Below are 24,423 nucleotides of genomic sequence, written 5' to 3'. Positions count from 1 at the left end.
TCTCCCGAACTACTTAGCGTTGTGACGATACTGTTCAATCAACTCGATAAAGTGATCAAACAATGGGGCCGCATCATGGGGGCCTGGACTCGCTTCGGGGTGACCCTGGAAGCTAAAGGCAGGCTTATCGGTAAGATGAATACCCTGCAACGAGCCATCAAACAGCGACTTGTGGGTCACCTTGATATTGGCTGGCAGACTCGCTTCATCGGCAGCGAAACCATGGTTCTGACTGGTGATCATCACATTACCTAGGGCAATGTTGCTCACAGGATGGTTGGCACCGTGGTGACCAAACTTCATCTTGAGTGTTTTCGCACCAGAGGCCAATGCCAGCAGCTGATGGCCCAGACAGATACCAAATACCGGAATATCGGTTTTTAGAATTTCTTGAATCGCCTCGATGGCGTAATCGCAGGGCTCTGGGTCGCCAGGGCCATTTGACAGGAACACCCCATCAGGATTCATCGCCAGCACTTCTGTAGCCGGAGTCTTTGCAGGCACCACAGTCACATCGCAACCACGGTCAACCAGCATACGCAGTATGTTGCGCTTAACGCCGTAATCGTAGGCCACAACCTTAAATTTGAGGTCTGACTCAGGGGTATCATCGGGCAGGCCACCCACCAGACGCCAGCTGCCGCTGCGCCATTGATATTGCTTATCTGTGGTAACCTCTTTGGCCAAGTCCATGCCTTTCAATCCAGGGAAAGCTTTCGCGGCGGCAAGCGCCTTAGCTTCATCCATATCACCGACTAAAATAGCGCCAGCCTGTGCCCCTTTCTCCCTTAAGATACGCGTCAGTTTACGGGTATCTATATCAGCAATACCGACGACATTATTCGCTTTTAAATAATCGCTGAGGGTTTGTTGATTTCTAAAGTTACTTGCTACCAGCGGCAGATCTCGGATGATAAGACCACATGCATGCACTGCATCTGATTCCACATCTTCACTGTTAGTACCGGTATTACCGATATGAGGGTAAGTTAAAGTAACGATTTGACGAGAATAGGAAGGATCCGTGAGGATCTCTTGGTAACCAGTCATTGAAGTGTTAAAAACAACTTCACCGACTGCAAGTCCATCGGCACCAATTGCTGTGCCAGAGAATACGGTTCCATCTTCGAGTACGAGTAAGGCAGACTTTGTCAACGCGACCTCCGAAAAGAGCCAAGCCATTGTATAATAGGGTTTTATTTTAAGTTTAAGATACCAACTTCCGCTTTAATACGAAATTTTGACAAATTCCGTCAATTCTATAGGTGAAACTGTATTTCGTCTATAGTAAAGCAAGGGTATTTCTCAAAAAAAAAACGCCAAAATTTGGCGTTTTTTAAGATCAAGGTTTCAGGCCCAACACCTGCTGCATGTCATACAATCCGGACGGCTGTTCGCCTAACCAGAATGCCGCACGCATTGCACCATTAGCAAAGGTCATTCTGCTCGATGCTTTGTGGGTGATCTCCAGGCGCTCACCAATATCGGCAAACATAGCCGTGTGCTCACCGACAAGATCACCGGCGCGAATGGTCGAGAAACCTATGGTATCGCGACTGCGCTCTTCGGTGATCCCTTCGCGACCATAAATGGCGCATTTTTCCAAATCACGTCCCAAGACCTCGGCGATCACCTCGCCCATCTTGAGTGCCGTGCCTGATGGCGCATCCTTCTTATATCTGTGATGGCCTTCGATGATCTCGATATCGGTATAATCGCCCATCACCTCGGCAGCCACTTCCAGCAGGCGCCACATCAAGTTCACGCCCACAGACATGTTCGGTGCCAACACGATTGGTGTTTTTTCCGCGTAGGCCGCGATCTGCTCTTTCTGAGCATGATTGAAGCCTGTCGTCCCAATCACGATCGCCTTGCCATTGCGGGCACACCAATCGGTATGAAATACGCTGGCCTCTGGCGAAGTGAAATCGATTAAGACATCGAAATCATCTACGACAAGATCTAGGTTATCGGTAATAGCAACATCTATCGAACCAACGCCGGCCAGTTCACCCGCATCAACCCCAATTAATGTCGAACCCGCACGCTCAATCACAGCACCTAACAAGATGTTGCTGTTGAGCTTGGCCGATTCAATAAGAGTTCGGCCCATGCGACCACTGCCACCGGTAATAGCGACTCTTACTTGCTCTGTCATCCAATTATCCCCGTTTTGACCTGACGTTCACTTTAGGTATTGCTACCTAAATACACCTGTTTAATTTTGTCTATACACAGTATTTACAAAAAAAAGCCTAAGCTGAGCTTAGGCTATTTGATTATAAAATATCGAGTAATTCTACTTCAAATACTAAAGCGGAATAAGGCGGGATCGCCGCACCGGCACCACGCTCGCCATAGGCTAAGTGATGAGGCACATAGAGTTTCCACTTAGAGCCTACAGGCATTAATTGCAGGGCTTCTGTCCAACCGGCAATCACACCAGACACTGGGAACTCGGCAGGCTGGTCGCGCAGCACTGAACTATCGAACACATCACCAGTAATGAAAGTACCGTGATAGTGAGTACGTACGGTCGAGTCGTAGCTTGGCTTGTCACCATTACCTTCAGTGATGATCTCATACTGCAGGCCTGAATCTAAGGTGATAACGCCTTCACGCTGTTTGTTCTCAGCTAGGAAAGACTCGCCTTCTGCAGATGCTGCAGCGGCCGCTTCCTCTTGAACTTTCTGGATACGCTGACTGATCTCAGTGAACGCTGTTTGAAGATCTTGCATAGATACGGCGCTTTCTTTGCCTTCAAACGCATCAGATAAACCTGCCTGTACAGCAGAAATATCGATACCTTCAAAAGAGTTTGCGGCTAGTTGCTCACCGAGTTGGCGACCTACGCCATAGCTGGCATGCTGTTCAATGCTTGTGAACTTGTCAGACATAATAATACGACTCTCGTTTTGCAATTAAATTTCGCGGCGGATTCTATCATAGAAAGTGACAAAAAACTCATAAATCCCATAATTAGTCACACTCTTTTTGCTTTCAATGGCATGCTGATCCCCACACGCCCTGAAGCTCAGCAGTTAGGCCAAATTCGCCCCACTGCATAATCGTGCAGCTAAGCCCATGAATAAAAACCTAAGCTATAAATCCAATGGGGCACCTTGAGTCTGCGCCATAAAAAACCTCGCGATGCGAGGTTTTTTTTAAACTGACTTAGCTGTTTAAATCTTGGAAGAACTTCTTCACACCATCGAAGAAACCTTCAGCCTTAGGGCTGTGCTTTTTCGATGAGCCCGTTAAGGTGTTATCAAACTCCCGCAGCAACTCTTTCTGCTTTTCGCTTAAGTTCACAGGCGTTTCCATCACCACCTTGCAGAGCAAGTCACCTACGGCATGGCTGCGAACCGACTTCACTCCTTTGCCCCGCAGACGGAACATGCGTCCGGTTTGGGTTTCCGATGGGATCTTAAGATTCACTTTACCATCTAAAGTAGGCACCTCAATTTCACCGCCAAGGGCAGCCGTGCTAAATGAGATAGGCACTTCACAGTAGAGGTTATTGCCGTCACGCACAAAAATAGCGTGTTCACGGACGGTTACCTGCACATAGAGATCGCCGGGGGGCGCACCAAACTCGCCCGCTTCCCCTTCACCGGAAAGACGAATACGATCGCCCGTATCCACACCGGCAGGGATCTTCACCGACAGTGTCTTGCTCTTCTCTACGCGGCCTTCGCCATGACACTTTCCGCAAGGATCTTTGATGATCTTACCGCGGCCATGACAGGTAGGACAGGCTTGCTGCACAGCGAAGAAGCCCTGGCGCATCTGCACCTGGCCTTGACCATGACAGGTGCCACAAGTGGTTGGCGAGGTGCCTTTTTTGGCGCCGCTACCATCACACAGATCACAGGTGGCTAAGGTCGGAATACGCAGCTCTTTGGTCAGGCCACGCACCGCTTCTTCCAATGACAGCTCTAAGTTATAGCGAAGATCGCTTCCTCGTGCTGCCTGACGCTGACCACCACGGCGTCCACCGCCGAAGATATCACCGAATACGTCACCGAATACGTCGCCAAAGTCAGCGCCGCCACCGAAACCACCGCCACCGCGATTAGGATCGACACCCGCATGACCAAACTGATCATAAGCGGCCTTCTTATCGCTATCGGTTAAAATTTCGTAAGCTTCTTTGACTTCTTTAAAATTGGCTTCGGCCGTCTTGTCACCCGGATTGCGATCTGGATGCAATTTCATGGCTAACCGCTTGTAAGCCTTCTTAATTTCACGTTCGCTGGCGTCGCGGCCTACGCCCAATACTTCGTAATAATCTCGCTTTGACATAGTCTCATACTTTCTGCGCTAGGGTCTGTTGACCTTTTAGGTTTACTTTTTGTTCAATCTAAACGCGTTGTGCCCAAGGCACGCGCTGCGCAGCATAGTTATTCTATGTAAGCCGCAAGTAACGCAGGGCAAGGCGCGTTTAGATGAATCCTTTGGACAGTGTTTGTTGGCCATTTCTACGGCGTTATCGCCTGTTTATGTGACTCTGGTTTATAAGAACACCACACCGCACAGGCTCTGCCTTGTATAACTGACCAACAAATGACTGCAAAAACAAACAGCAAAGGTCAACTGACCCTAAAGTTGTACAAACGGGCGTTAGAGTTTCCCCATAACGCCCGCTGGAAATAATCTAGGTCAGGCCCGGATTATTTTTTGTCGTCTTTCACTTCTTCAAATTCAGCATCGACAACATCATCAGCTGGCGCTTCTTTGCCTTGCTCTGCTTGACCACCTTGGGCAGCCTGAGCGTTAGCTTGAGCAATTTCCATCAACTTGGCAGACGCTTCGATCAAGGCTTGAGTCGCAGTGTCGATCGCGTCTTTGTCTTTGCCCTTAGATGCTGTTTCTACTTCAGCCATCGCAGCTTCGATCTTCTCTTTGTCTTCGCTTGGCAGTGCTTCACCGGCTTCTTCAATCTGCTTCTTAGTCGCATGAACTAGGCCATCAGCTTGGTTACGTGCCGTTGCCAGCTCTTCGAACTTAGCATCTTCATCGGCGTGCGCCTCGGCGTCACGCACCATAGCTTCCACTTCTTCATCGCTCAGACCAGAAGAGGCCTTGATGGTGATGTTCTGTGCCTTACCTGTCTTCTTGTCGGTCGCAGAAACATGCAAGATACCATCTGCGTCGATATCGAAGGCCACTTCAATCTGTGGCATGCCGCGTGGTGCAGGCTCGATACCTTCAAGGTTAAATTGACCCAGAGACTTGTTGGCACTTGACTGCTTACGCTCACCTTGCAGCACGTGAATAGTTACGGCGCTTTGGTTGTCATCGGCAGTTGAGAAGGTTTGACTCGCCTTAGTTGGGATAGTGGTGTTCTTCTCAATCAGCTTAGTCATCACGCTACCCATGGTTTCGATACCTAGAGAAAGCGGGGTTACGTCAAGCAGCAGTACGTCTTTCACGTCACCAGCCAGTACACCGGCCTGAACCGCAGCACCGATAGCAACCGCTTCGTCTGGGTTCACGTCTTGACGTAGCTCTTTACCGAAGAAGGCAGCAACTTCAGCACGTACTTTAGGCATACGTGTCTGACCACCCACAAGAATCACTTCGTTGATGTCTGATACAGACAGATCCGCATCGGCCAGGGCAACTTTTAGTGGCTCAAGTGAACGGGCGATCAAGTCTTCTACCAAAGACTCCAGCTTGGCACGGGTGATCTTAACCACTAAGTGCTTAGGACCTGTCGCATCGGCTGTGATGTATGGCAGGTTAACTTCTGTCTGGGTGGTGCTTGAAAGTTCGATCTTGGCTTTCTCAGCCGCTTCTTTTAAGCGTTGCATTGCTAGCGGATCGTTACGTAGATCCAAAGATTGCTCTTTCTTGAACTCATCAGCCAGATAGTTGATCAGACGGTTATCGAAATCTTCACCACCTAGGTGAGTGTCACCATTGGTGGCCAAAACTTCGAAGGTTTGTTCGCCATCAACGCTGTCGATTTCGATGATAGAGATATCGAATGTACCACCACCTAAATCGTATACCGCAACGATATTGTCGCCTTGCTTCTTGTCAATACCATAAGCTAGTGCAGCAGCCGTTGGCTCGTTGATAATACGCTTAACATCAAGACCTGCGATGCGGCCGGCATCTTTAGTGGCTTGACGTTGTGAATCGTTAAAGTAAGCAGGAACGGTAATAACCGCTTCTGTTACTGGCTCACCTAAGAAGTCTTCGGCTGTTTTCTTCATCTTTTTCAAGATTTCAGCAGATACTTGTGGCGGTGCCATCTTCTTGTCGTGCGCTTCTACCCATGCATCACCATTGTCTGCACCGATAATTTTGAATGGCATGATGTTAACATCGCGCTGCACTTCGTCGTCTTTAAAACGACGACCGATAAGACGCTTAATCGCGAAGAAAGTGTTCTTTGGGTTAGTCACAGCTTGGCGTTTCGCAGGCTGACCAACCAGAACTTCTTCACCTGTGTAAGCTATGATTGAAGGAGTAGTACGATCGCCTTCAGCATTCTCAATCACACGCGCTTTACCGCCGTCTAACACAGCAACACAAGAGTTGGTTGTACCTAAGTCGATACCAATAATTTTACCCATGGGGTCCTCCGAAAAAACGTTTCACTAACGCTAAATTTGTCATCTGTTGCAGATATGGGGATAGGCGAAATGGATTTCAAGCCCGATTTTGAAACTTACGTATCATCCCGATATCTTTCCTTAACACCCTATATTGGGACGTGAGAAATGATTACAAGGGGAAATTGAGAAAAATTTTCCATAAGCGCGATCATGCACCTACTTAAGGGGCATTAAGCAGAGATTTTCCAAATCACAAAACAGATGTAAAAACGGCGTTCACTAAAGAAACAACATATAATAAACTCAGCTCACCCGGCCATAGACCCTATGTGATGGCTCAATCGGCGCCTTAGCCCTCTTTATTTGCGAGTAACAGCAGTGACATCAAACCATCAAGCCTACCTGTTTGCCGGTGCCGCCATCTTTTTCTGGTCGACCGTTGCCACCGCATTTAAATTGGCCCTGAGTCATTTCACGCCGCTGCAGCTACTTTTTATTGCCGTATCCACCTCGATAGTCGCCCTGACGTTGATATTGGCTATGATGGGTAAACTCTCCCTGATAAAGACCCAGCTGCTTGAGCGCCCCTGGTTTTACCTGCAAACCGGCCTGCTCAACCCTTTTCTCTATTATCTGGTGCTGTTTAAGGCCTACGACCTTTTGCCTGCCCAGCAGGCGATGTCGCTCAACTACACCTGGGCGATTTTACTGCCCTTGCTGGCTGTGCCCCTACTTAAACAGGGCCTGCGTAAGAGCGACCTTCTCTCAGCCCTTATCGCCTACTGCGGCGTATTTGTGATCGCCACTAAGGGCGATATCGGCAGTTTTCAGGTAGATAGTCCAACAGGCGTGTTGTTTGCCCTGGCCAGCACCCTGTTCTGGGCGCTTTACTGGATTATCAATACTAAGGATAAGGGCGATCCCGTGGTCAGTCTGCTGCTTAGCTTCCTGCTTGGCCTGCCCTTTATTGTGCTAACACTTTTGATGACACAGAGTCTGCCCAGCTGGGATCTAAAAGCCTTCGGCGCCGCTGTCTATGTTGGCCTGTTTGAGATGGGGGTGACTTTCGTGCTCTGGCTGCTGGCGCTGAAAAAAACCGACCGCACCGCCAATATCACCACGCTAGTGTTTATCACGCCTGTGCTGTCCGTCGGCTTTATCGCCTGGATTTTGCAAGAGGCGATCACCTCCTCGACCCTGATTGGCCTCGGCCTTATTATCTCGGCGCTGCTGTTGCAGCAACTGCTGCCCAAGCTAAAACGCCTGTCGCCCAAACCCGATCTTCCCTCTGGGCTGTAACAGGCTCAAAAGAGACAAAAATGCCAGCCACTGCATTGAATTACTAAAATGAAATGGCTGGCATCTTGCTATGGCTCTCGAATTTATGGCTCTCGTCTTTATGGCCTGGCGGTATAATCGCCTATTCCGATCCACTTATAAGTAGTTAACGCCTCCAACCCCATAGGGCCACGGGCGTGGAGCTTCTGGGTCGATACAGCAACCTCGGCGCCCAGGCCAAACTGCGCGCCATCGGTAAAGCGGGTGCTGGCATTGACATACACGGCCGCCGCATCCACCTGGTTAACGAAACGGCTCGATGCGTGCAAGTTATCAGTTAAGATCCCCTCGGAATGACCACTGGAGAAACGGCGAATATGGCTGATAGCGCCCTCCATCTCATCGACCACCTTAAGACCTAAGGTGAGTGATAACCACTCCTGGGCATAGGTTTCATCGTCGGCTGGCATCACCTCAAGCCCAATGCCCTTTGCAATTTGTTTTGTACGCTCACAGCCATAAAACTTCACCTTCAGCTCGTGCAGCCGTGGCAGCAGTTTTGCGAGTAACGCCTCGGCAACCGCGCTGTGAACCAGCAATGTATCGAGCGCATTACAGACGGTTGGCCGCTGCACCTTGGCATTGATGATCACCTCGATGGCGCACGCTATATCCAGTTCTTTATCGCAATAGAGATGACAGACACCAATGCCTCCTAAGATGACCGGAATGGTCGCCTGCTCGGCGCACAACCGCTGCAGATGCTGGCCACCGCGGGGCACTATCATATCGATATACTTATCCAGCTTTAATAAGCCGCTAACCAGCTCCCGGTCGGCACTCTGAATCAGTTGCACCCCATCGGCCGGCAGGCCCTGCTCGGTTATCGCCTCGCGTATCGCCTCACTTAAGGCCAGATTTGAATTGAGTGTCTCCTTGCCGCCGCGCAGGATCACCGCATTGCCTGTCTTTAATGCCAGCACGGCAATGTCCACAGTCACATTGGGGCGCGCCTCGTAGATAACGCCTATCACCCCCAAGGGTACGCGCCGACGCGACAGTCGCAGGCCGTTATCCAGCAGCTGACTCTCTATCTCTGAACCGACGGGATCGGCAAGGGCTATCACATTGTCGATATCCTTAATCACGCCATCGAGACGGGATTTGTCCAGCAGCAGACGATCTATCATCGCTTCGCTTAAGCCCTGCTCTCTTGCCCTGGCCACATCCAGTTGGTTGGCGGCGATAATCGATGCGCTCGATGCGCTCAGCTTATTGGCGATGGCGCTTAAGAGTTGCTGTTTCTGCACTCCAGTCAGGCTCGCCAAGGCATAACTGGCCTGTTTGGCCTGTTGACCTAACTGTTCTAAATAGGCTTGATGATTTGTTGTCATTCTCTCCCCCAAGCACTGCCAATATGAGCACTACCCTATATGAGCACTGCCAATATGAGCACTGCCCACTACCTCACCTCAGCGAATCTTTATCACACTTCATACTTCACACTGCAAAACGTATGCTAAAGCACGACCATATCGTTACGATGCACCACGGCATCACCATAGTCATAACCTAATATTGGCTCAATCTCGGTCGAATGTTTACCTGCAATATGTTTAAGTTCTTTCGCGCTGTAACGGCACATGCCCCTGGCATATTCGCGGCCGGTCTCATCCACCAGCTGCAGGGTTGCGCCGCGATCAAATTCACCGCTGACACTTAAGATCCCCTTAGATAGCAGGCTGCGGCCCTTCTCTGTCACCGCAACAATCGCGCCCCTGTCCAGCACCAACTGGCCTCGTGTAGCAGGTCCAGCAAGGATCCACTGCTTACGGCTCTCTAGGGGATTATCTAGGGCGGTAAAATGGGTGCCGACCGCCTGTTTACACACAGCCTGCAGTATCACCTGAGGGTGGTGGCCTGAGGCGATCACCACTTCGATACCGGCGCGGCGGGCAATATCTGCCGCCTGCAACTTAGTCGCCATTCCGCCTGTACCCAGACCAGAAACGGCGCCGCCTGCCAGACGACGTAGACTGTCATCGATATTAACCACTTGTTTGATCAACTTGGCATCGGGATTACTGCGGGGATCGGCATCGAACAAGCCTTTCTGATCTGTCAGCAGGATAAGCAGATCCGCATCGCACAGCAGGGCTGCACGTGCCGACAGGTTATCATTGTCGCCCACCTTGATCTCATTGGTGGCCACAGCATCATTCTCGTTGATGATGGGCACTATGCCATTATCGAGCAGAGCATTGAGTGAGTCTCGGGCGTTAAGGTAACGCTCTCTGTCATGGAGATCTGCCCGGGTCAACAGCAACTGTCCCACATGCAGACCATAAATACTGAAAAGCTGTGACCAGGCGAGGATCAACTGACTCTGACCCACAGCCGCCAACAGCTGTTTATTGGCGACGGTATCGGCGAGCGCCGGGTAACCTAGATGTTCGCGGCCGGCAGCAATGGCGCCCGAGGTACAAAGCACCACCTCAACACCGGATTTCATCAGGCTTGCCATCTGCCGGGCAAGCTCCACCATGTGCGCCTTATCCAGGCTACGCTCACCTGAGGTCAACACACTGGTACCGAGTTTTACCACCACGCGGCGATAACCAATCTCACTTAAGTTCATCTGCATTATTGAAAGAAAATTACCGGATCTAGATTTATACCCAATCTCAGAGGAAATTGGTAGTTGTGTTGCAACAAGCTGAGATGAGAATAGCAGAAAACAAAAAGGGCCATATTCCTATAGCCCTTTATTAAAGCGAATCTTGCTAAAGTTGATCTAATAAAGCTGAGCTAATACAGCTAAGCCAATACAGCTGAGCTATGAGTCAGATGTTCTAGCTAGCTTATTTAGCCCTGATTCATTTAACTCTAGATCATTTAGCCCTAGTTTATTTAACCATAGATAAATTTCGCAAGGAACAGCAGTGCCAGCGCCGCGACGCCCAGACTCAGTTCCTTATAACGGCCGCTCAACACCTTAATGACCGCATAGGCAATAAAGCCCATGGCGATACCTGTCGCGATAGAGAAAGTTAACGGCATCAGGATACAGACCACGACCACAGGAGCAGCTTCGGTGAGATCTTCCCACTCCACATGCACCAGACCCGACATCATAAGAATGGCCACATAAAACAGGGTTCCTGCGGTGGCGTAGGCTGGCACCATGCCCGCCAATGGCGATAGGAACAGCGCCAGCAGGAACAAAATTCCCACCACAACCGCAGTTAAGCCGGTGCGCCCGCCTACACTCACACCCGCCGTACTCTCGACATAGCTTGTGGTGGTGGATGTACCTAACATGGCGCCCGCAATGGTTGCTGTGCTGTCGGCAGTCAAAGCGCGGCCTAGCCTTGGCAGACGTCCCCGCTCATCGAGGAAACCGCCGCGCTGAGCGACAGCCACTAAGGTACCCGAGGTATCGAACAGATCCACAAACAGGAAGGCGAACACCACAGACAACATACTGATCTCCAGCACGCTGGAGAGATCCATCTGCATAAAGGTGGGCGCGATTGAGGGCGGCACGGAAACGATCCCGCCATATTGCACATCGCCGGTTATCAGACCAATCACTGTCACAGATAAAATGCTGACGATCACCGCCGATTTCATGCCATGATGCACCATGGCGATAATCAGGAAGAAACCCAGAACCGCCATGGCGGCAGGAAAGGCAGTGATATCGCCCATGGTGACGAGCGTTGCTGGACTTGCCACCACAATACCGGCGCTTTTCAGGCCAATCAGAGCTAAGAAGAGACCAATACCGGCCGCGATCCCCAGACGAAGCGACATGGGGATGGTATTAACTACCCACTCACGGATCTTCACCAGAGAGAGAACCAGGAAACAGACACCGGAGAGGAAGACAGCGCCCAGTGCCGTTTCCCAGGTGTAGCCCATCTCACCGACTACAGTGTAAGTGAAAAAGGCGTTCAGCCCCATCCCGGGCGCCAGTGCGATAGGATAGTTCGCGATCAGCCCCATGATTAAACAGCCTATGGCCGCCGCCAGACAGGTGGCAACGAAGACAGCACCATGATCCATCCCCGCATCAGCCAGCATCATAGGGTTTACAAAAATAATGTACGCCATGGTCAAGAAGGTCGTGATACCGGCGACCACTTCTTGCTTGAGCGTTGTTTGATGTTCTGTCAATTTAAAAAGTTTTTCTAACATGGAACCGGGTTCCTTGAATTTAAAATTATGAGTTATCGTGTAGGGATAAGGTGGGCATGCGCCCGATTTAACCAAAGGCGGATTATATAGGCTGGCGATCCAAAGGCGAATCGTTAACATTGATAACTTAGAGGTAACATCAAATTTTTGGCAAAAAAAAAGCCTACTCAAAGAGTAGGCGAGACATATATCAAGTTTTCCAAGCGGAAATGTTATCGCAATTGCGAGTCACACTATGCTTACCGTCCATATCCTAACGGACCATAAACGACTTGAGTCTGAAAGAACCCAAACTGGGATAAGGTTGATGGATGATGCAACTACTTGGTATCAATTAAAATTGGGGGCTTAATTGATACAAGGGGTAGTTAACCCTTAACATTCATGGCGAATAAACCGCCACGTAAAGCTTGAGTACAAACCCAAGATTTTTGCCAATAAACGAATTGGACACCTGTATAAGACATAGTCAACACTCCTAAACAAAGTTGTAAAATACTCTAATCAAACTCGGTCTGAGGCTTATCGCCCGTCTGACCCAAGAGTCAACTTGTCACTCGGTTCCCTGGAGAGTTATTCATCCTGGATAGACTAGAGATGGAAGACATAATGCCTAACCAATGAGTGCCATTATACGTATTCGTAATTTTATTACAAGCGTTTTTATGTGATTTTCTCAAAAAAAGCCATTTTTGTTGTTTTATAACCACAGTTAGGGTTTTTAGTCTAAAAATTAGCTCGTTCGTACAAAAGTACAGCAGAAAAATAATGCAAAAAAGGGCAGAATACTCAGCCCTTTCAATCTGCCCTTTCAATCCGCCTTTTAAAAATCCACTCAGCGACTCAGATAAAAGTCAGCTGATTTTTTTAGCTTATGTATTGCTTATATATTGATACAGGGCAACCAAAGGCGCGGCAGTGGGTTTGCCATAGAGAGGGTCACCCTCGGTTGCACTGCCGGCAATATCCACATGGGTATAGGCCAGCGGACACGCACTCTTGCTGTTGTGCGCCTCCAGCCCCGAGGCCTTAAGCAGAAACGCCGCCGGATATTGGTGTCCTCTGGCTGTAACCGACGAGGGGGCATTATTTGAAGAGATAATATCCCCCGCCCCTGAAGGGTCGACTATCTTCAAGTAATCTTCCCGGCGCAGACGGGAGATCTCCAGCGGCTCGCCCCAGGCTTCGCCCCACTGCTGTAGCTGCTCGCCCACCTGACTGTCTCGCGCGACGCTGTTTTCCACCACTGCGGTATAACCGCCATAGGCGCGCACCACATGGCCTGTCAGGGTCGCCACCGAAAACAGCTGCGCCTCTGGTGCATTCACCGCTTTAAGACGCAGGTGCGACAAGAGATCCGCCAGCACCAGACGCCCTTCGGCATCGGTATTGCCTATGCGAACCCGCACGCCAGCATGGCTGGTGATGATCTCATCTGTGACAAAAGCCTCACTGCCTATGCTGTTACGCACCAGCCCAAGCTCGGCCACTACACGCACGCCCTTAGGCTTGAGCAAGGATAAGGTTTTCATCAATCCGGCAACGGCAGCTGCGCCGCCTTTATCTCGGCTCATGCCCGCCATACCGCCGGAAATTTTGATATCGGCGCCGCCTGTGTCATACACCACGCCTTTACCGGCAAAGAAGTAGCTGCGCTCAATCTCACCCTCGGCGCAATATTCCAGTTTAACCACGCGAGGCTGATGGCGCGGCACGCCGAAGGATGCCCGGCCAACGGCGCTGAGCAGAGGATAATCCCGCTCCAGCACATCTCTGTCTTCAATCACTGACAAAGCTAGGCCTGAATCGGCGAAGGCCTGCTGACAATACTGGGCAAACATAGGCGCCGACATGCGCTCTGGCTCGGTGCCGCATAGATCCCGCGCCAGATGCCGCCCCGCCTCGATAGCGTTGAGCACCTTGGCTTGATCCTCACTCACCAACAAACCTATGGATTCAATTTTATTCTGCTCAGGGGTCGCCTCGCGGCGCTCTAGGGCCTGCCACAGCTCATGGCCACAGGCCAGTGCCGCCACCGACTGTGATTGAGCATATTTGGCCTCATCGCTTGGCGCGATAACCAGTAGCGGCTTGCGGGCACCGGCATCCTGAGCCAGCGCAATCGCCTTTCGCGCCGCATCGCTGTAGCCACGCACATCCTGAATATCGCTGTCATGTTGCAGCACAGGCGAAATGATAAGCCTTCCCCCAGCAAGACCCGGAGCAAACAGCAAGGTGGGAGCGCGTCCCACGCGGGCATCGATATTCACCCCGTGCTCGGCAAGAATGCGAACTTCATCGAGGTTTATCGCCGCGAGATTAGCCGTCACGACTATCACAGCATCCCAACCGCTGCCCTCAAAAATGCTGTCACTCTCTTTTACATCAACAAAATTCATCGCCTTCATATCCATTCCTATGCTGGTCATTTAATCCCGATCTGCAGCCAACATTATTCACTTTCTTCGCCAGCAAAGCCAACCTCCCCTCAGTACAAGTGTGAACTCAGATGGCAACCTGAGATGACAATGCGATGACATTCTTACACTTAAAACCCACCTCATCCTTTGAAGCAGTGTGATAAACTAGGCCCAACTTTGAACGCTACGACCTTACAAGCAAAGGAGTTAGTCCGTGAGCACATTAAATCAGCTACAACCTCAAGCACTTTGGCAATGGTTCGAACAGATCTGCGCAATTCCCCATCCTTCAAAACATGAGCAGGCCCTGAGCCAACACATCCAAAACTGGGCCAAAGATAAGGGCCTGAGTGTCGTTGAAGACAAAGTCGGTAACCTGATTATTAAAAAGCCAGCGACTCCTGGCATGGAAAACCGCAAAGTGGTCGCCCTGCAGGCACATATCGACATGGTGCCCCAGAAAAACGCCGATAAAGAACATGATTTTGAGAAAGACCCAATTCAAGCCTATGTCGATGGCGAGTGGGTAAAAGCCACAGGCACCACATTAGGTGCCGATAACGGCATCGGCATGGCATCAGCATTGGCGATCCTGGGCAGCGATGATATTGCTCATGGCCCACTGGAAGTGCTGCTGACAATCGATGAAGAAGCGGGCATGACAGGCGCCTTCGGTCTGGAAGCCGGATATCTGGACGCCGAGATCCTGATCAATACCGACTCAGAGCAGGAAGGCGAGATCTACATGGGCTGCGCCGGTGGCGTGGATGCCAAGATTGAACTGCCTATCGTCTGGCAGTCCAGCGAGCCAAGCCACTCCACTTTCAAACTGTCACTTTCAGGCCTTAAAGGCGGTCACTCTGGTGTTAACATTCACCTTGGCCGCGGCAATGCCAACAAACTGCTGGCCCGCTTCCTGTTTAACCACGCCGATGACTTAGCTCTGGAACTGACCAACTTCACAGGCGGCTCGCTGCGTAATGCCATCCCCCGCGAGGCCAGTGTCGAGTTTATGATGCCGAGTGAAAATCTTGCTCAGCTCAACAGCTTAATTGAAGAGTACACAGCCTTAATCCGTCAGGAGCTAGCCATTGCCGATCCCGGTATGCTGCTCAGCTTAAGCGAAATCCCTGCGGCCACTCAGGTGATGAGCGAGGCCACCCAAAACACCCTTATCGATCTGCTGCATGCCAGCCCTAACGGGGTGATCCGCATGAGCGATGAAGTTGAGGGTGTTACCGAGACTTCACTCAACGTGGGCGTTATTGCCACCCAAGGCGAGTCTGTCTCTATCCTGTGCTTAATTCGTTCGCTTATCGACTCGGGTCGTGAAGAAGTTGAAGGCAAGCTGGCGGCGCTGTGCAACCTGGCCGGAGCCGATATCGAATTCAGCGGTGCCTACCCTGGCTGGAAGCCAGACAGCAGCTCACCTGTGATGGCGATTGTGAAAGACACCTACGAGTCTATCTACAATAAAGAGCCGACCATCATGGTGATCCACGCCGGTCTGGAATGTGGCCTGTTCAAGAAGCCTTACCCAGAAATGGACATGGTCTCCATCGGCCCCACCATCCGCTTCCCTCACAGCCCAGATGAGATGGTGTTAATCGAAACCGTCGATCAATACTGGAAGCTGCTGCTGGCCGTACTGGAACGCATTCCAGCAAAAGCCTAATGGGTTACTTGCCACAAAGATAGGAACAGAAACGCCGATGAACAACCATCGGCGTTTTTATTAGCTTTGAATTGTTTTTATTGGTTTTTAAATAAGTTTAATCACACCGCCATCGACTGCTTCGGTAGACTTACGCAAACCGCTCAAGACATCCCTGTTCGCTTTATATGAGTGCTCCACTCTACCCAAGCAGCCTCCTCAAAATTATGTGGTTTATCGGCGATGAATATATTTACAGGGAGCTTTTGGACAAAAGCAGTTTTGAACTTTAACTTGATGGTGAGCTCATAACCTGTGGTGAGCTTAGGTGTAGTTACTTCTGAGGCACGCTGTAAACCCATCCCTGGGCGCTCCACGATTTCATCCCTGAAATCGAAGGCCTCAGCCGCACCTACACTCAGCTATCCATCACTCCGATTAAGCCTTACGAGTATACTCCGATAATCAGAAGCAAAAGAATTTATGGACATAAGCTTGACGTCCCAGCGGCCATAGGCCGCGAGTGATACGTATTGTTAGCCATTATTTGTTTACACCGGCGATGTACTCTTTATTTATTCTGGAGTAAGCATCTAAATCTATCAGACTTATTAAGAGGTTATCGATTACAGCTGTGCCATTGCGGTCAATATTGATTGACTCATCGTCAACATAAACTTTTACGATTGGCAGCTTGGTCTTATCATCAATTGATGTATTAAATTTGACATCAATCTCTTTCCCGTCTGAAAGCTGATATGTCCTTGCAGCGCTTCCGTGAAAACTTTCAAAATCCTCAGATAGCTGAGACCTTATTTCGTATACATAAAAGGAAATATCCTTTTGCTCTAGACTGTTTAATTTAGGGCCACTATCGCCAATGTAATTAAGGGCATAGCCTATGGAAATTCCTGCTATCAATACCACTGAATGTAAAATGAACTTCTTCATTGCATTTCTCCTTGTGAATGGCTAACGTTTTATTCGTGCGCATGTGCGTTTACCTCGCTAGACCATTGAAAACGCGCACACTTGACTATCTGTATGCAAAGAACCTATCAGCTTTCTATCCAATTCACCATCAGGAAAACCCCGCATGCGCGTTTTCCAAACTTATTACCTACTTAGCGAATGCGATAAGCATCTTATTTTAATATTATTTATTTAAAAACGCGCACAGTGATGAGCTAAAAACCGCCCTAATAAACTGTATGCCAAATGAGTTCGCTTTTACAGAACACAGGTCTTGAATATAGATTAACCGCAGAAATTGAATGGCAAGTGCAGATGCGACTGAGACCTTCCGTGACATGGATGTCACGGCAGAGCTTACAAGGATGTACTTGCAGCGTGTCGAAGCAGCGTCTGCACATTAGGTCGTTTTTCACATCTGCTACATAGGGATATGGGGAAATGTCATTACGATGCCGGCAACATCATTGAAGCCTAATCACCGGTGAGATGGCAGTAAGTCTAAAAGCCGAGATCCAGCTGTGCCACTTGAGCCTCTGCCTCTAAAGCAGGTTTAACGGCATCACTCTCTAGTCCGACAGAAACACCCAGCAGCCGTATGCCGCGTCCCTCGCGGCGGCTTAATGCCTGGGACAGGAGTTCATAAAACAGCTTCACCGACACCTCGTTACTGCGATGCTCGATTGTGGTCTGTTTAAAATCATCAAACTTGAGTTTCACCACCTGCTTATGGATGCGGCGAGTTTTGGCACTGCGATGAATACGGCCATCCAGCTCCTGAATTAACTGAGGCAATACCGCCTGACACTGCTCAAAGGTATAGATATCTTGGGCTAAAGTGGTTTCGACGCCGACCGACTTGCGCTCCCTGTGGGGCGAGATCCCGCGGGGGTCTATGCCATGGGCGCGCTCATAGAGCACCAAGCCGAATTTACCGAATCGCTCGATAAGGCGGGATTGGGAAAACTGCTGCACATCGGCGCAGGTGTTCAGTCCCATTTGTTCGAGCTTAGCCGCGGTCACCGTGCCGACACCGGGGATTTTAATTAAGGGCAAGCCTTTGACAAAGTCGCTCACCTTATTAGGGGTGATCACATACTGGCCGTTGGGCTTGTTGAGATCCGAAGCGATTTTAGCGAGAAACTTGATGGGGGCGATACCGGCCGAGGCGGTCAGGCCGGTCAGCTCGAAGATCTCCTGGCGAATGGCCTCTGCAATAAGGGTCGCCGAGCCCTGATGGGCCTCACAGCGACTCACATCCAGATAGGCTTCATCCAAGGAGAGCGGCTCGATTAATTCCGTATAACGTGCAAAGACCGAATGGATCTGCCTTGAAACCGACTTGTACACCTCCATGCGCCCCGGCACCAGGATAAGGTTGGGACAGAGTTTCAGGGCATGAGCCGATGCCATAGCCGAGCGCACGCCGTATTTGCGCGCCTCATAATTACAGGTACTGATCACCCCGCGGCGATCGCTACGCCCACCAACCGCTATGGGCTTACCCCGCAGCTCGGGAAAATCGCGCATCTCGACGGCGGCGTAAAAACAATCCATATCCACATGGATGATCTTTTTCATCGGCTGTTACCTCCATCGATAAGAATACTGTACATTTAAACAGTGCTCAAGCGATATTAACCAGAGGGTTCGCGCAGTAACCAGAAGTGCTCAGCATGCAGACAAAAAAGTAGCCTTGCGGCTACTTTTCATTTTTTACTGAAAGGGATTTACTGAAAGGGATTGATTGAAGCGATTAAATCTTAAACTGCTGAATGTTTTCCGACAGCTGCGCTGTGAGCTGCTGGAACTGACGCAGATTATCGGTCAGGGCTTCACTCACCGAGAGGGAGTCATCGGACAGGGTGCGCACATTCTCAATATTACAGGCAACCTCTTCGCTGGCGACCGCCTGCTGACCTATAGCGGTGGTGATCTCCATGGTCTGCTGCTGAATCGCCGAAATCGCGTTGGAGATACTGCTCAGTGCCCCTTCAACTTGTGTGGTCAGCCCCTGACTGATGTTGGCCTGCTCGACACCGGATTCCATCACCTGCTCCGCTTCCATCGCATTTTGTTGCAAGGTCTGGATGATCTCCTGAATATTGGCGGTCGAGTCCTGAGTACGCGATGCCAAGGTTCTGACCTCATCGGCCACCACGGCAAAACCACGTCCCTGCTCACCGGCGCGGGCCGCCTCGATTGCCGCGTTAAGGGCCAGCAAGTTGGTCTGCTCGGCGATACCGCGGATCACGCTCAATACTTCGCCTATCTGCTCCGAGCTGGTTCTCAGATGACGCACCACGCCCGCCGCCTCAATAACCTGCTTGGACAGTGATGCCATGCCTTGGGTTGCCTGAGCCACAATCGCCGTTCCCGCCACCGATTCTGACTCCGCCTGCTCGGCAAACTCGCTGGCACGCTGTGCACTCCGTGCCATCTCCTGGGAGGTTTGCGCCATCTCGGTCGCCGCGGTCGCAACAGAGGCGATCTCCTGTTTCTGCTTGCTCACATTACTCAGCGCCTTCTCACATACAGACACGGCATTATCCACCCCAGTATCGACTTTGAGCGTCAAGCCTCGGGTCTGCTTAAGCATGGCCTGTACCTTCATGGCAAACTGATTAAAGGCATCACCAAGTTGTCCAAGCTCATCCTCTCTGTCCATATGGATACGCTTAGAAAGATCGCTGTCCCCTTCGGCGATATCTTTCATGGCCGAGAGCAGTTTGTTCACTTGAGTTCTGAAAGGAAGCAGCATGAGCCAGACGGTGAGCCCCACCAGCAGGATAATGCCAATCGCCAGCACCGTGGCACTCCAGGCCGCTTCATTGACCGGCGCTTCAATCACCTCGGTTGGCAGCATAAAGCCAAGATACCAACGCTGCTGCGGATAATCGCCGCCAACTGTGACATAACTGACTCGCTGCTCGACTCCGTTAAAGGTAACAGTACCGAAACCTGAGTTTTCCCCCTGACCTGTGATCTGCTTGCTTAGCACCGCAAAACCTTGGGTCTGTTTAAATTGGCTGTCAACCTTGGCAGCCGGACTGCCGGGCGGGAAAGCCTCGGTAAAGCCAGGGAAGTAAACCAGTAATCCGCCTTCGGTGATCAGAAAAGCCTGTCCCTTGCCCTGATACTTAATCGAGGCCAGTAGCTCCTTGCCTATGGTATCGATGAGGATATCCATACCGCCTATCCCGATGAATTTACCCTCATCATTGCGGATCACAGATTTCACTGTGGCAGAGATAGAACCATCGTTGGCATCCACAGCGGGATCGGTGACATACATGCCGTTCTTATTTACCCCCTCCTGCCACCAAGGACGCTTATTGGTGTAGTAATTGGCATCGTTATAGCGGCCATTGAGATCGAAATATTCGAAGGTGTTGGCCGAACCGAAGAAGACAGACTTGATATCTGAGTCAGTATCGGAAAAGTGGCGGAAGTATTTAATCAGATCCTGATACTTAGGGTCATTATCGATATCGCTTAAACGTTGGTTGTAATTTGAAAACCAATCGACCACAGCCGGAGAGGAGAATATCGCATCCACCATTCTGGCCTTGGCGACAAAATAGCTGCCGATCTCCTGGGATTTTAATGTCACCAGGCCAGTTAAATCCCTGTCTATCTGCGCCCGAGTACGGTCACTCTCCTTATTCACCAGATAGACAGAAACCAGCACCAAGAGCAGCGCAAGCGCCCCGACCAGAGTCACCACTAGCTGTAAACTCAACGAGCGTTTTATCTTCCCCATTACAAACCCTTTTCTTTTTATCTTTATTTTTAATATCTGCTTAATAATCTAACAGATTTTTGGGCAGATGAAATGGGGAAATCCGCCTTGAATTCAAAAAGAGTGTTTAGAAATATTATCAAGGATTTTGACTATCTTACTCTCACTTAAACCCCCTAACGCAAACGCTCCCTTTAGCGGGAGCGTCGCAAATAAAAACTATGGAAAGTGGCAAACGGGAAGCTGACTTACATCTTAGATTGCAGGTAATTTTCCAGACCCACTTTATTAATCAAGCCAAGCTGCTTCTCTAACCAGTACATGTGGTCACTCTCAGTCTCTTCCAGCAGCACTTCAAGTATTTCACGGGAGGCGTAATCTTTCTTGGATTCGCACAGAGCGATGGCTTTACGAAGATTGGCCGCCACCTGATACTCATAGTTAAGATCGTTTTGCAGCATCTCCTTTGGATCGGCGCCGATATGCAGTGCCTCGCGACTGGCCACATCCGGCTTACCTTCGAGGAACAAAATCCGCTCCACCAACTTGCGGGCATGGCCGCGCTCATCTTCCGACTCATGGAAGATACGCTCATGCAGTTCGGTCAGTCCCCAGTCGTCATACATCAAACCATGTACAAAATATTGATCCATCGCCGATAGTTCGCCCGTCAGCAGTTGGTTAAGTGTGTCGATAACCTCTTTATCGCCTTTCATCTTAGTCTCCTTAATCTGACTCTATCTGTGCCTGCAGGTAATTTTGAATACCTGTCATCCTGATCAGATCCTGCTGCGCCTCGATCCAATCTAAATACTCCTCTTCATCCTCAAGCAGATCTTGTAAAATCTCGCGGCTGATATAATCCTGCTCGGTTTCACACAGCAAGATCACTTCGCGCAGTTCAAGGAGCTCCTCTTCGAGCATGGTCTTATCGCACTGCAACATCTCCTCTGGATTTTCACCGATGCGCAATTTTTCCAGTTGCTGCAGATTGGGTAATCCCTCGAGAAACAGCACTCGTTCGATCAGCTTGTCGGCATGTTTCATATCCTGGATCGATTTCTTGTAGCACTTCTCGTTGAGCTCCTCGAGCCCCCAGTTTTTATACATGCGCGCATGCAAAAAATACTGATTGATGGCCGTCAGCTCATAGGTGAGGATTTTGTTCAGCTGGCGGATGACGCTTGGATGACCTTTCATATCATCTCCCTAGTATGAAAATTGATCTGAGTCAATTTTCATACTAAGACAAGAATCACAGAATTACAAATTTACAATATATATCAACTATTTAGTAATGAAAATCATTGTTATTTGCAATAAGGTTGAAGGGGTTTTGAGTGGGGAAAAGTTCAATAGGCTCAGCCAGATAAGCTGGAGTATTCCGGCTGCAATCCAGGAAAAGCTCTGCCTCGCTTATCTCAGAGAGGCTTAGTATTTATCTAGTAATGCACAAATAATCTAAGCGGGCTCACTAAGCCGGCAAACTAATTCGGCAAGCTAAGCCGCCAAGCTGGGCGGGCAAGCTAATCAGGCAAGATAAGCGAGCAAGCTAAGCGGGGCTCAAGACTCTAAGATGACAGTCGCGGTGGCGTAGTGTTTCTCGTCGGCAATCGACAGATGCGCTCGCTTGCCACCAAGAAACGCCAAACGATCGGCGGCGCCCAGGGTTAACTTTAGCTGCGGCGCGCCATCCTCGTTATTGCTGATCTCGATATGCTGAAACGATACGCCGCGCCCTATGCCTGTCCCTAAGGCCTTAGCCGCCGCCTCTTTAGCCGCGAAACGCTTGGCAAGATAGCGCGCCGGCTGAGTTGAGGCGATAAAGAGTTTAAGCTCACTGGGCACCAGCACACGTTTTGCCAGTGCACATTTGGCCAAGGCCTCAAGATCCCCAGCCTGTGGCACCCTCTGCTCGATGCGGGCTATCTCAACTATGTCTGTGCCTAATCCGACTATCATGGGCTCTCCTGCCAAAGAGGGTGAACAGAGAAGTTACTGGCCATTGCGTCCTTCAACCATCAGGCGCTTCATGTCACGCACCGCAGTATCTAAGCCATCGATGGCGGCGCGGGCAATGATCGCATGGCCGATATTGAGCTCATACAACTCAGGGATGGCGGCAATCGCTTTTACATTGTGATAATGCAGGCCATGCCCCGCATTGACCACCAGACCTTGACTGTGGGCGTAAGTGGCCATTTCGCTGATCCTGGCAAGCTCAGCTGATTGCTCCGCATCGGTTTTGGCATCGGCATAACAGCCTGTATGCAGCTCAATCACAGGTGCGCCGACTGCGACTGTGGCTTCAATTTGCGCCTTATCGGCATCGATAAATAAAGAGACCTTGATCCCCTCAGCCTTTAGACGCTCGACCGCGGCGCGGATCTTATCCTGCTGTCCGGCCACATCCAGACCGCCCTCTGTGGTCAGCTCTTCACGCTTCTCAGGCACTAGGCAGACATAGGCAGGTTTCACCTCACAGGCGATCTTGAGCATCTCCTCGGTGACCGCCATCTCAAAGTTCATCCGCGTCTTGATGGTCTTGGCCAGCAGATAGATATCCCTGTCGCAGATATGACGGCGATCTTCGCGTAAATGAACCGTGATCCCTTCGGCGCCAGCATGTTCGGCAACCGCCGCAGCGTGAACAGGATCGGGATAATCAGTACCGCGTGCCTGACGTAAAGTTGCGATGTGATCGATATTAACGCCTAAATAGAGACGGCCCATGGGATATCCTTAAATCTTTAAAATAGAGAAAATTCATATGGCTTATTGTACTAAAGCCTTAGTTAATGCCACAAGCTAAAGCCACAAGCATTAAGCCTTAAAAGAGGCGGGATGCGATGCACTAGCGATTGTGCTCATACCCATTTCCGCTTACACAGAAGAGTGCAGCGTCTTCTTGGCAAACAGGGCGCGGGATTTTAGCGGTTTATCCCCCAGCACAGCCGTCATCAGCTGGCGCATCAGCAGCTTGGCCTGAAGAAAATCTGTCTCCTGCAGCGTCCCCTCATCCAAATCCCGCAGCAGCTGCCCCGAGAAGTGATTGGATTTTGGCCCCAGCGCAGGTGCAAACCCCTCTTCTTGCAGCAGACGATAATAACCACCTGGCTCGATAGCCTCTTGCGTGGTATCAAACTCAAGAGAGGGCATGACCCCGAGTTCTTTGAGCAGGGCCAGCTCGAAATAGCGCAGCTGCGCCTGGGAAAACTGAGCCGCCATCGCCATCAGGGTCTTGTGATAGGTAAAGAAGAGTTGCTCGGCGCCATGCTCGACATCCAGACAGCGCACCAGAATTTCATTGAGGTAGAAGCCTGCGAAACTCACCTCACCACTAAGCGGAATAGCCGGGCTGGCCGCCTCCACCTGATACAGACTCTTAAGAGAGCTGCGCCCACCAAGCTGAAACAGCAGGGGCTGAAATGGCTGCAGGATACTCTTTATCGAGGACTTGCCACTGCCGGTGCGCGCGACACAGTCAACCCGCCCCTGACCGTCGACCAAGAGGTTGACCAGTACGCTCGATTCACGATATGGCCGCGTATGGAGAACATAGCCCCGCTGCATCTGCTCGCTCACTAG

The 24,423-nt window shown here is 50.5% G+C and carries 19 protein-coding genes; 2 read left to right on the top strand and 17 right to left on the bottom strand.

Annotated elements, in window-relative coordinates; translation table 11 throughout:
• Positions 1–9: 9 nt before the first annotated feature.
• The 5 genes from carA to dnaK all read right to left on the bottom strand — a co-directional run bounded on the left by carA (position 10) and on the right by dnaK (position 6,587).
• The gene (gene carA / locus LZP69_RS07815) at positions 10–1,182 is read right to left on the bottom strand and encodes a glutamine-hydrolyzing carbamoyl-phosphate synthase small subunit (protein WP_234199685.1); all 1,173 of its coding nucleotides are present in this window, start codon (positions 1,180–1,182) and stop codon (positions 10–12) included.
• 160 nt (positions 1,183–1,342) lie between these two features.
• Entirely contained in the window at positions 1,343–2,158 is an 816-nt protein-coding gene (gene dapB, locus LZP69_RS07810) for a 4-hydroxy-tetrahydrodipicolinate reductase (RefSeq protein WP_234199684.1), read from the bottom strand.
• A gap of 121 nt (positions 2,159–2,279) precedes the next feature.
• On the bottom strand, positions 2,280–2,897 hold the full coding sequence (locus tag LZP69_RS07805) for an FKBP-type peptidyl-prolyl cis-trans isomerase (RefSeq protein WP_234199682.1): 618 nt from the start codon (positions 2,895–2,897) through the stop codon (positions 2,280–2,282).
• 277 nt (positions 2,898–3,174) lie between these two features.
• Positions 3,175–4,305, bottom strand: coding sequence for a molecular chaperone DnaJ (gene dnaJ, locus LZP69_RS07800; RefSeq protein WP_234199680.1), 1,131 nt, complete (start codon positions 4,303–4,305; stop codon positions 3,175–3,177).
• 368 nt (positions 4,306–4,673) lie between these two features.
• A complete protein-coding gene (dnaK, locus tag LZP69_RS07795) occupies positions 4,674–6,587 on the bottom strand; it encodes a molecular chaperone DnaK (protein ID WP_234199679.1) in 1,914 nt (637 codons plus the stop codon).
• Between the two features lie 360 nt (positions 6,588–6,947).
• Between dnaK and LZP69_RS07790 the strand changes: the two genes are divergently transcribed.
• Positions 6,948–7,868, top strand: a complete 921-nt coding sequence (locus LZP69_RS07790) for a DMT family transporter (RefSeq protein WP_234199678.1) — start codon at positions 6,948–6,950, stop codon at positions 7,866–7,868.
• A 98-nt stretch (positions 7,869–7,966) separates the two neighbouring features.
• Here the strand turns inward: LZP69_RS07790 and LZP69_RS07785 are convergent, their stop codons facing one another.
• The 4 genes from LZP69_RS07785 to LZP69_RS07770 all read right to left on the bottom strand — a co-directional run bounded on the left by LZP69_RS07785 (position 7,967) and on the right by LZP69_RS07770 (position 14,455).
• Positions 7,967–9,241, bottom strand: a complete 1,275-nt coding sequence (locus LZP69_RS07785) for a glutamate-5-semialdehyde dehydrogenase (RefSeq protein ID WP_234199676.1) — start codon at positions 9,239–9,241, stop codon at positions 7,967–7,969.
• Between the two features lie 125 nt (positions 9,242–9,366).
• Positions 9,367–10,485, bottom strand: coding sequence for a glutamate 5-kinase (gene proB, locus LZP69_RS07780; RefSeq protein ID WP_234199675.1), 1,119 nt, complete (start codon positions 10,483–10,485; stop codon positions 9,367–9,369).
• Between the two features lie 272 nt (positions 10,486–10,757).
• Complete coding sequence (locus LZP69_RS07775) at positions 10,758–12,047, bottom strand: NCS2 family permease (protein ID WP_234199674.1); 1,290 nt, start codon at positions 12,045–12,047, stop codon at positions 10,758–10,760.
• 872 nt (positions 12,048–12,919) lie between these two features.
• Positions 12,920–14,455: a M17 family metallopeptidase gene (locus LZP69_RS07770; protein ID WP_234199673.1), complete on the bottom strand. Its 1,536-nt coding sequence runs from the start codon at positions 14,453–14,455 to the stop codon at positions 12,920–12,922.
• Positions 14,456–14,681: 226 nt separating this feature from the next.
• Here LZP69_RS07770 and LZP69_RS07765 point away from each other — a divergent pair, with 226 nt between their 5' ends.
• Positions 14,682–16,142, top strand: coding sequence for an aminoacyl-histidine dipeptidase (locus LZP69_RS07765; RefSeq protein ID WP_234199672.1), 1,461 nt, complete (start codon positions 14,682–14,684; stop codon positions 16,140–16,142).
• A gap of 522 nt (positions 16,143–16,664) precedes the next feature.
• On the opposite strand, the gene LZP69_RS07760 is transcribed toward LZP69_RS07765, so the two are convergent.
• The 8 genes from LZP69_RS07760 to recO form a co-directional block, all read right to left on the bottom strand.
• Positions 16,665–17,072, bottom strand: coding sequence for a hypothetical protein (locus tag LZP69_RS07760; RefSeq protein WP_234199671.1), 408 nt, complete (start codon positions 17,070–17,072; stop codon positions 16,665–16,667).
• 522 nt (positions 17,073–17,594) lie between these two features.
• On the bottom strand, positions 17,595–18,674 hold the full coding sequence (dinB, locus tag LZP69_RS07755) for a DNA polymerase IV (RefSeq protein WP_234199670.1): 1,080 nt from the start codon (positions 18,672–18,674) through the stop codon (positions 17,595–17,597).
• Positions 18,675–18,849: 175 nt separating this feature from the next.
• Positions 18,850–20,856, bottom strand: a complete 2,007-nt coding sequence (locus LZP69_RS07750) for a methyl-accepting chemotaxis protein (RefSeq protein ID WP_234199669.1) — start codon at positions 20,854–20,856, stop codon at positions 18,850–18,852.
• Between the two features lie 227 nt (positions 20,857–21,083).
• Positions 21,084–21,551 carry a bacterioferritin gene (gene bfr, locus LZP69_RS07745; RefSeq protein WP_234199668.1) on the bottom strand — a complete coding sequence of 156 codons (468 nt, stop codon included), beginning with the start codon at positions 21,549–21,551 and terminating at the stop codon, positions 21,084–21,086.
• A 10-nt stretch (positions 21,552–21,561) separates the two neighbouring features.
• Positions 21,562–22,035, bottom strand: a complete 474-nt coding sequence (bfr, locus tag LZP69_RS07740; protein WP_234199666.1) for a bacterioferritin — start codon at positions 22,033–22,035, stop codon at positions 21,562–21,564.
• Between the two features lie 363 nt (positions 22,036–22,398).
• A complete protein-coding gene (gene acpS, locus LZP69_RS07735) occupies positions 22,399–22,797 on the bottom strand; it encodes a holo-ACP synthase (protein WP_234199664.1) in 399 nt (132 codons plus the stop codon).
• Between the two features lie 33 nt (positions 22,798–22,830).
• The gene (gene pdxJ, locus LZP69_RS07730) at positions 22,831–23,568 is read right to left on the bottom strand and encodes a pyridoxine 5'-phosphate synthase (RefSeq protein WP_234199663.1); all 738 of its coding nucleotides are present in this window, start codon (positions 23,566–23,568) and stop codon (positions 22,831–22,833) included.
• Positions 23,569–23,718: 150 nt separating this feature from the next.
• Entirely contained in the window at positions 23,719–24,408 is a 690-nt protein-coding gene (recO, locus tag LZP69_RS07725) for a DNA repair protein RecO (protein ID WP_234199662.1), read from the bottom strand.
• Positions 24,409–24,423: the final 15 nt, after the last annotated feature.

The sequence above is a fragment of the Shewanella sp. AS1 genome (genome assembly GCF_021412565.1).
Classification (GTDB): domain Bacteria; phylum Pseudomonadota; class Gammaproteobacteria; order Enterobacterales; family Shewanellaceae; genus Shewanella.
This window is presented reverse-complemented; position numbering and strand designations above follow the sequence as displayed.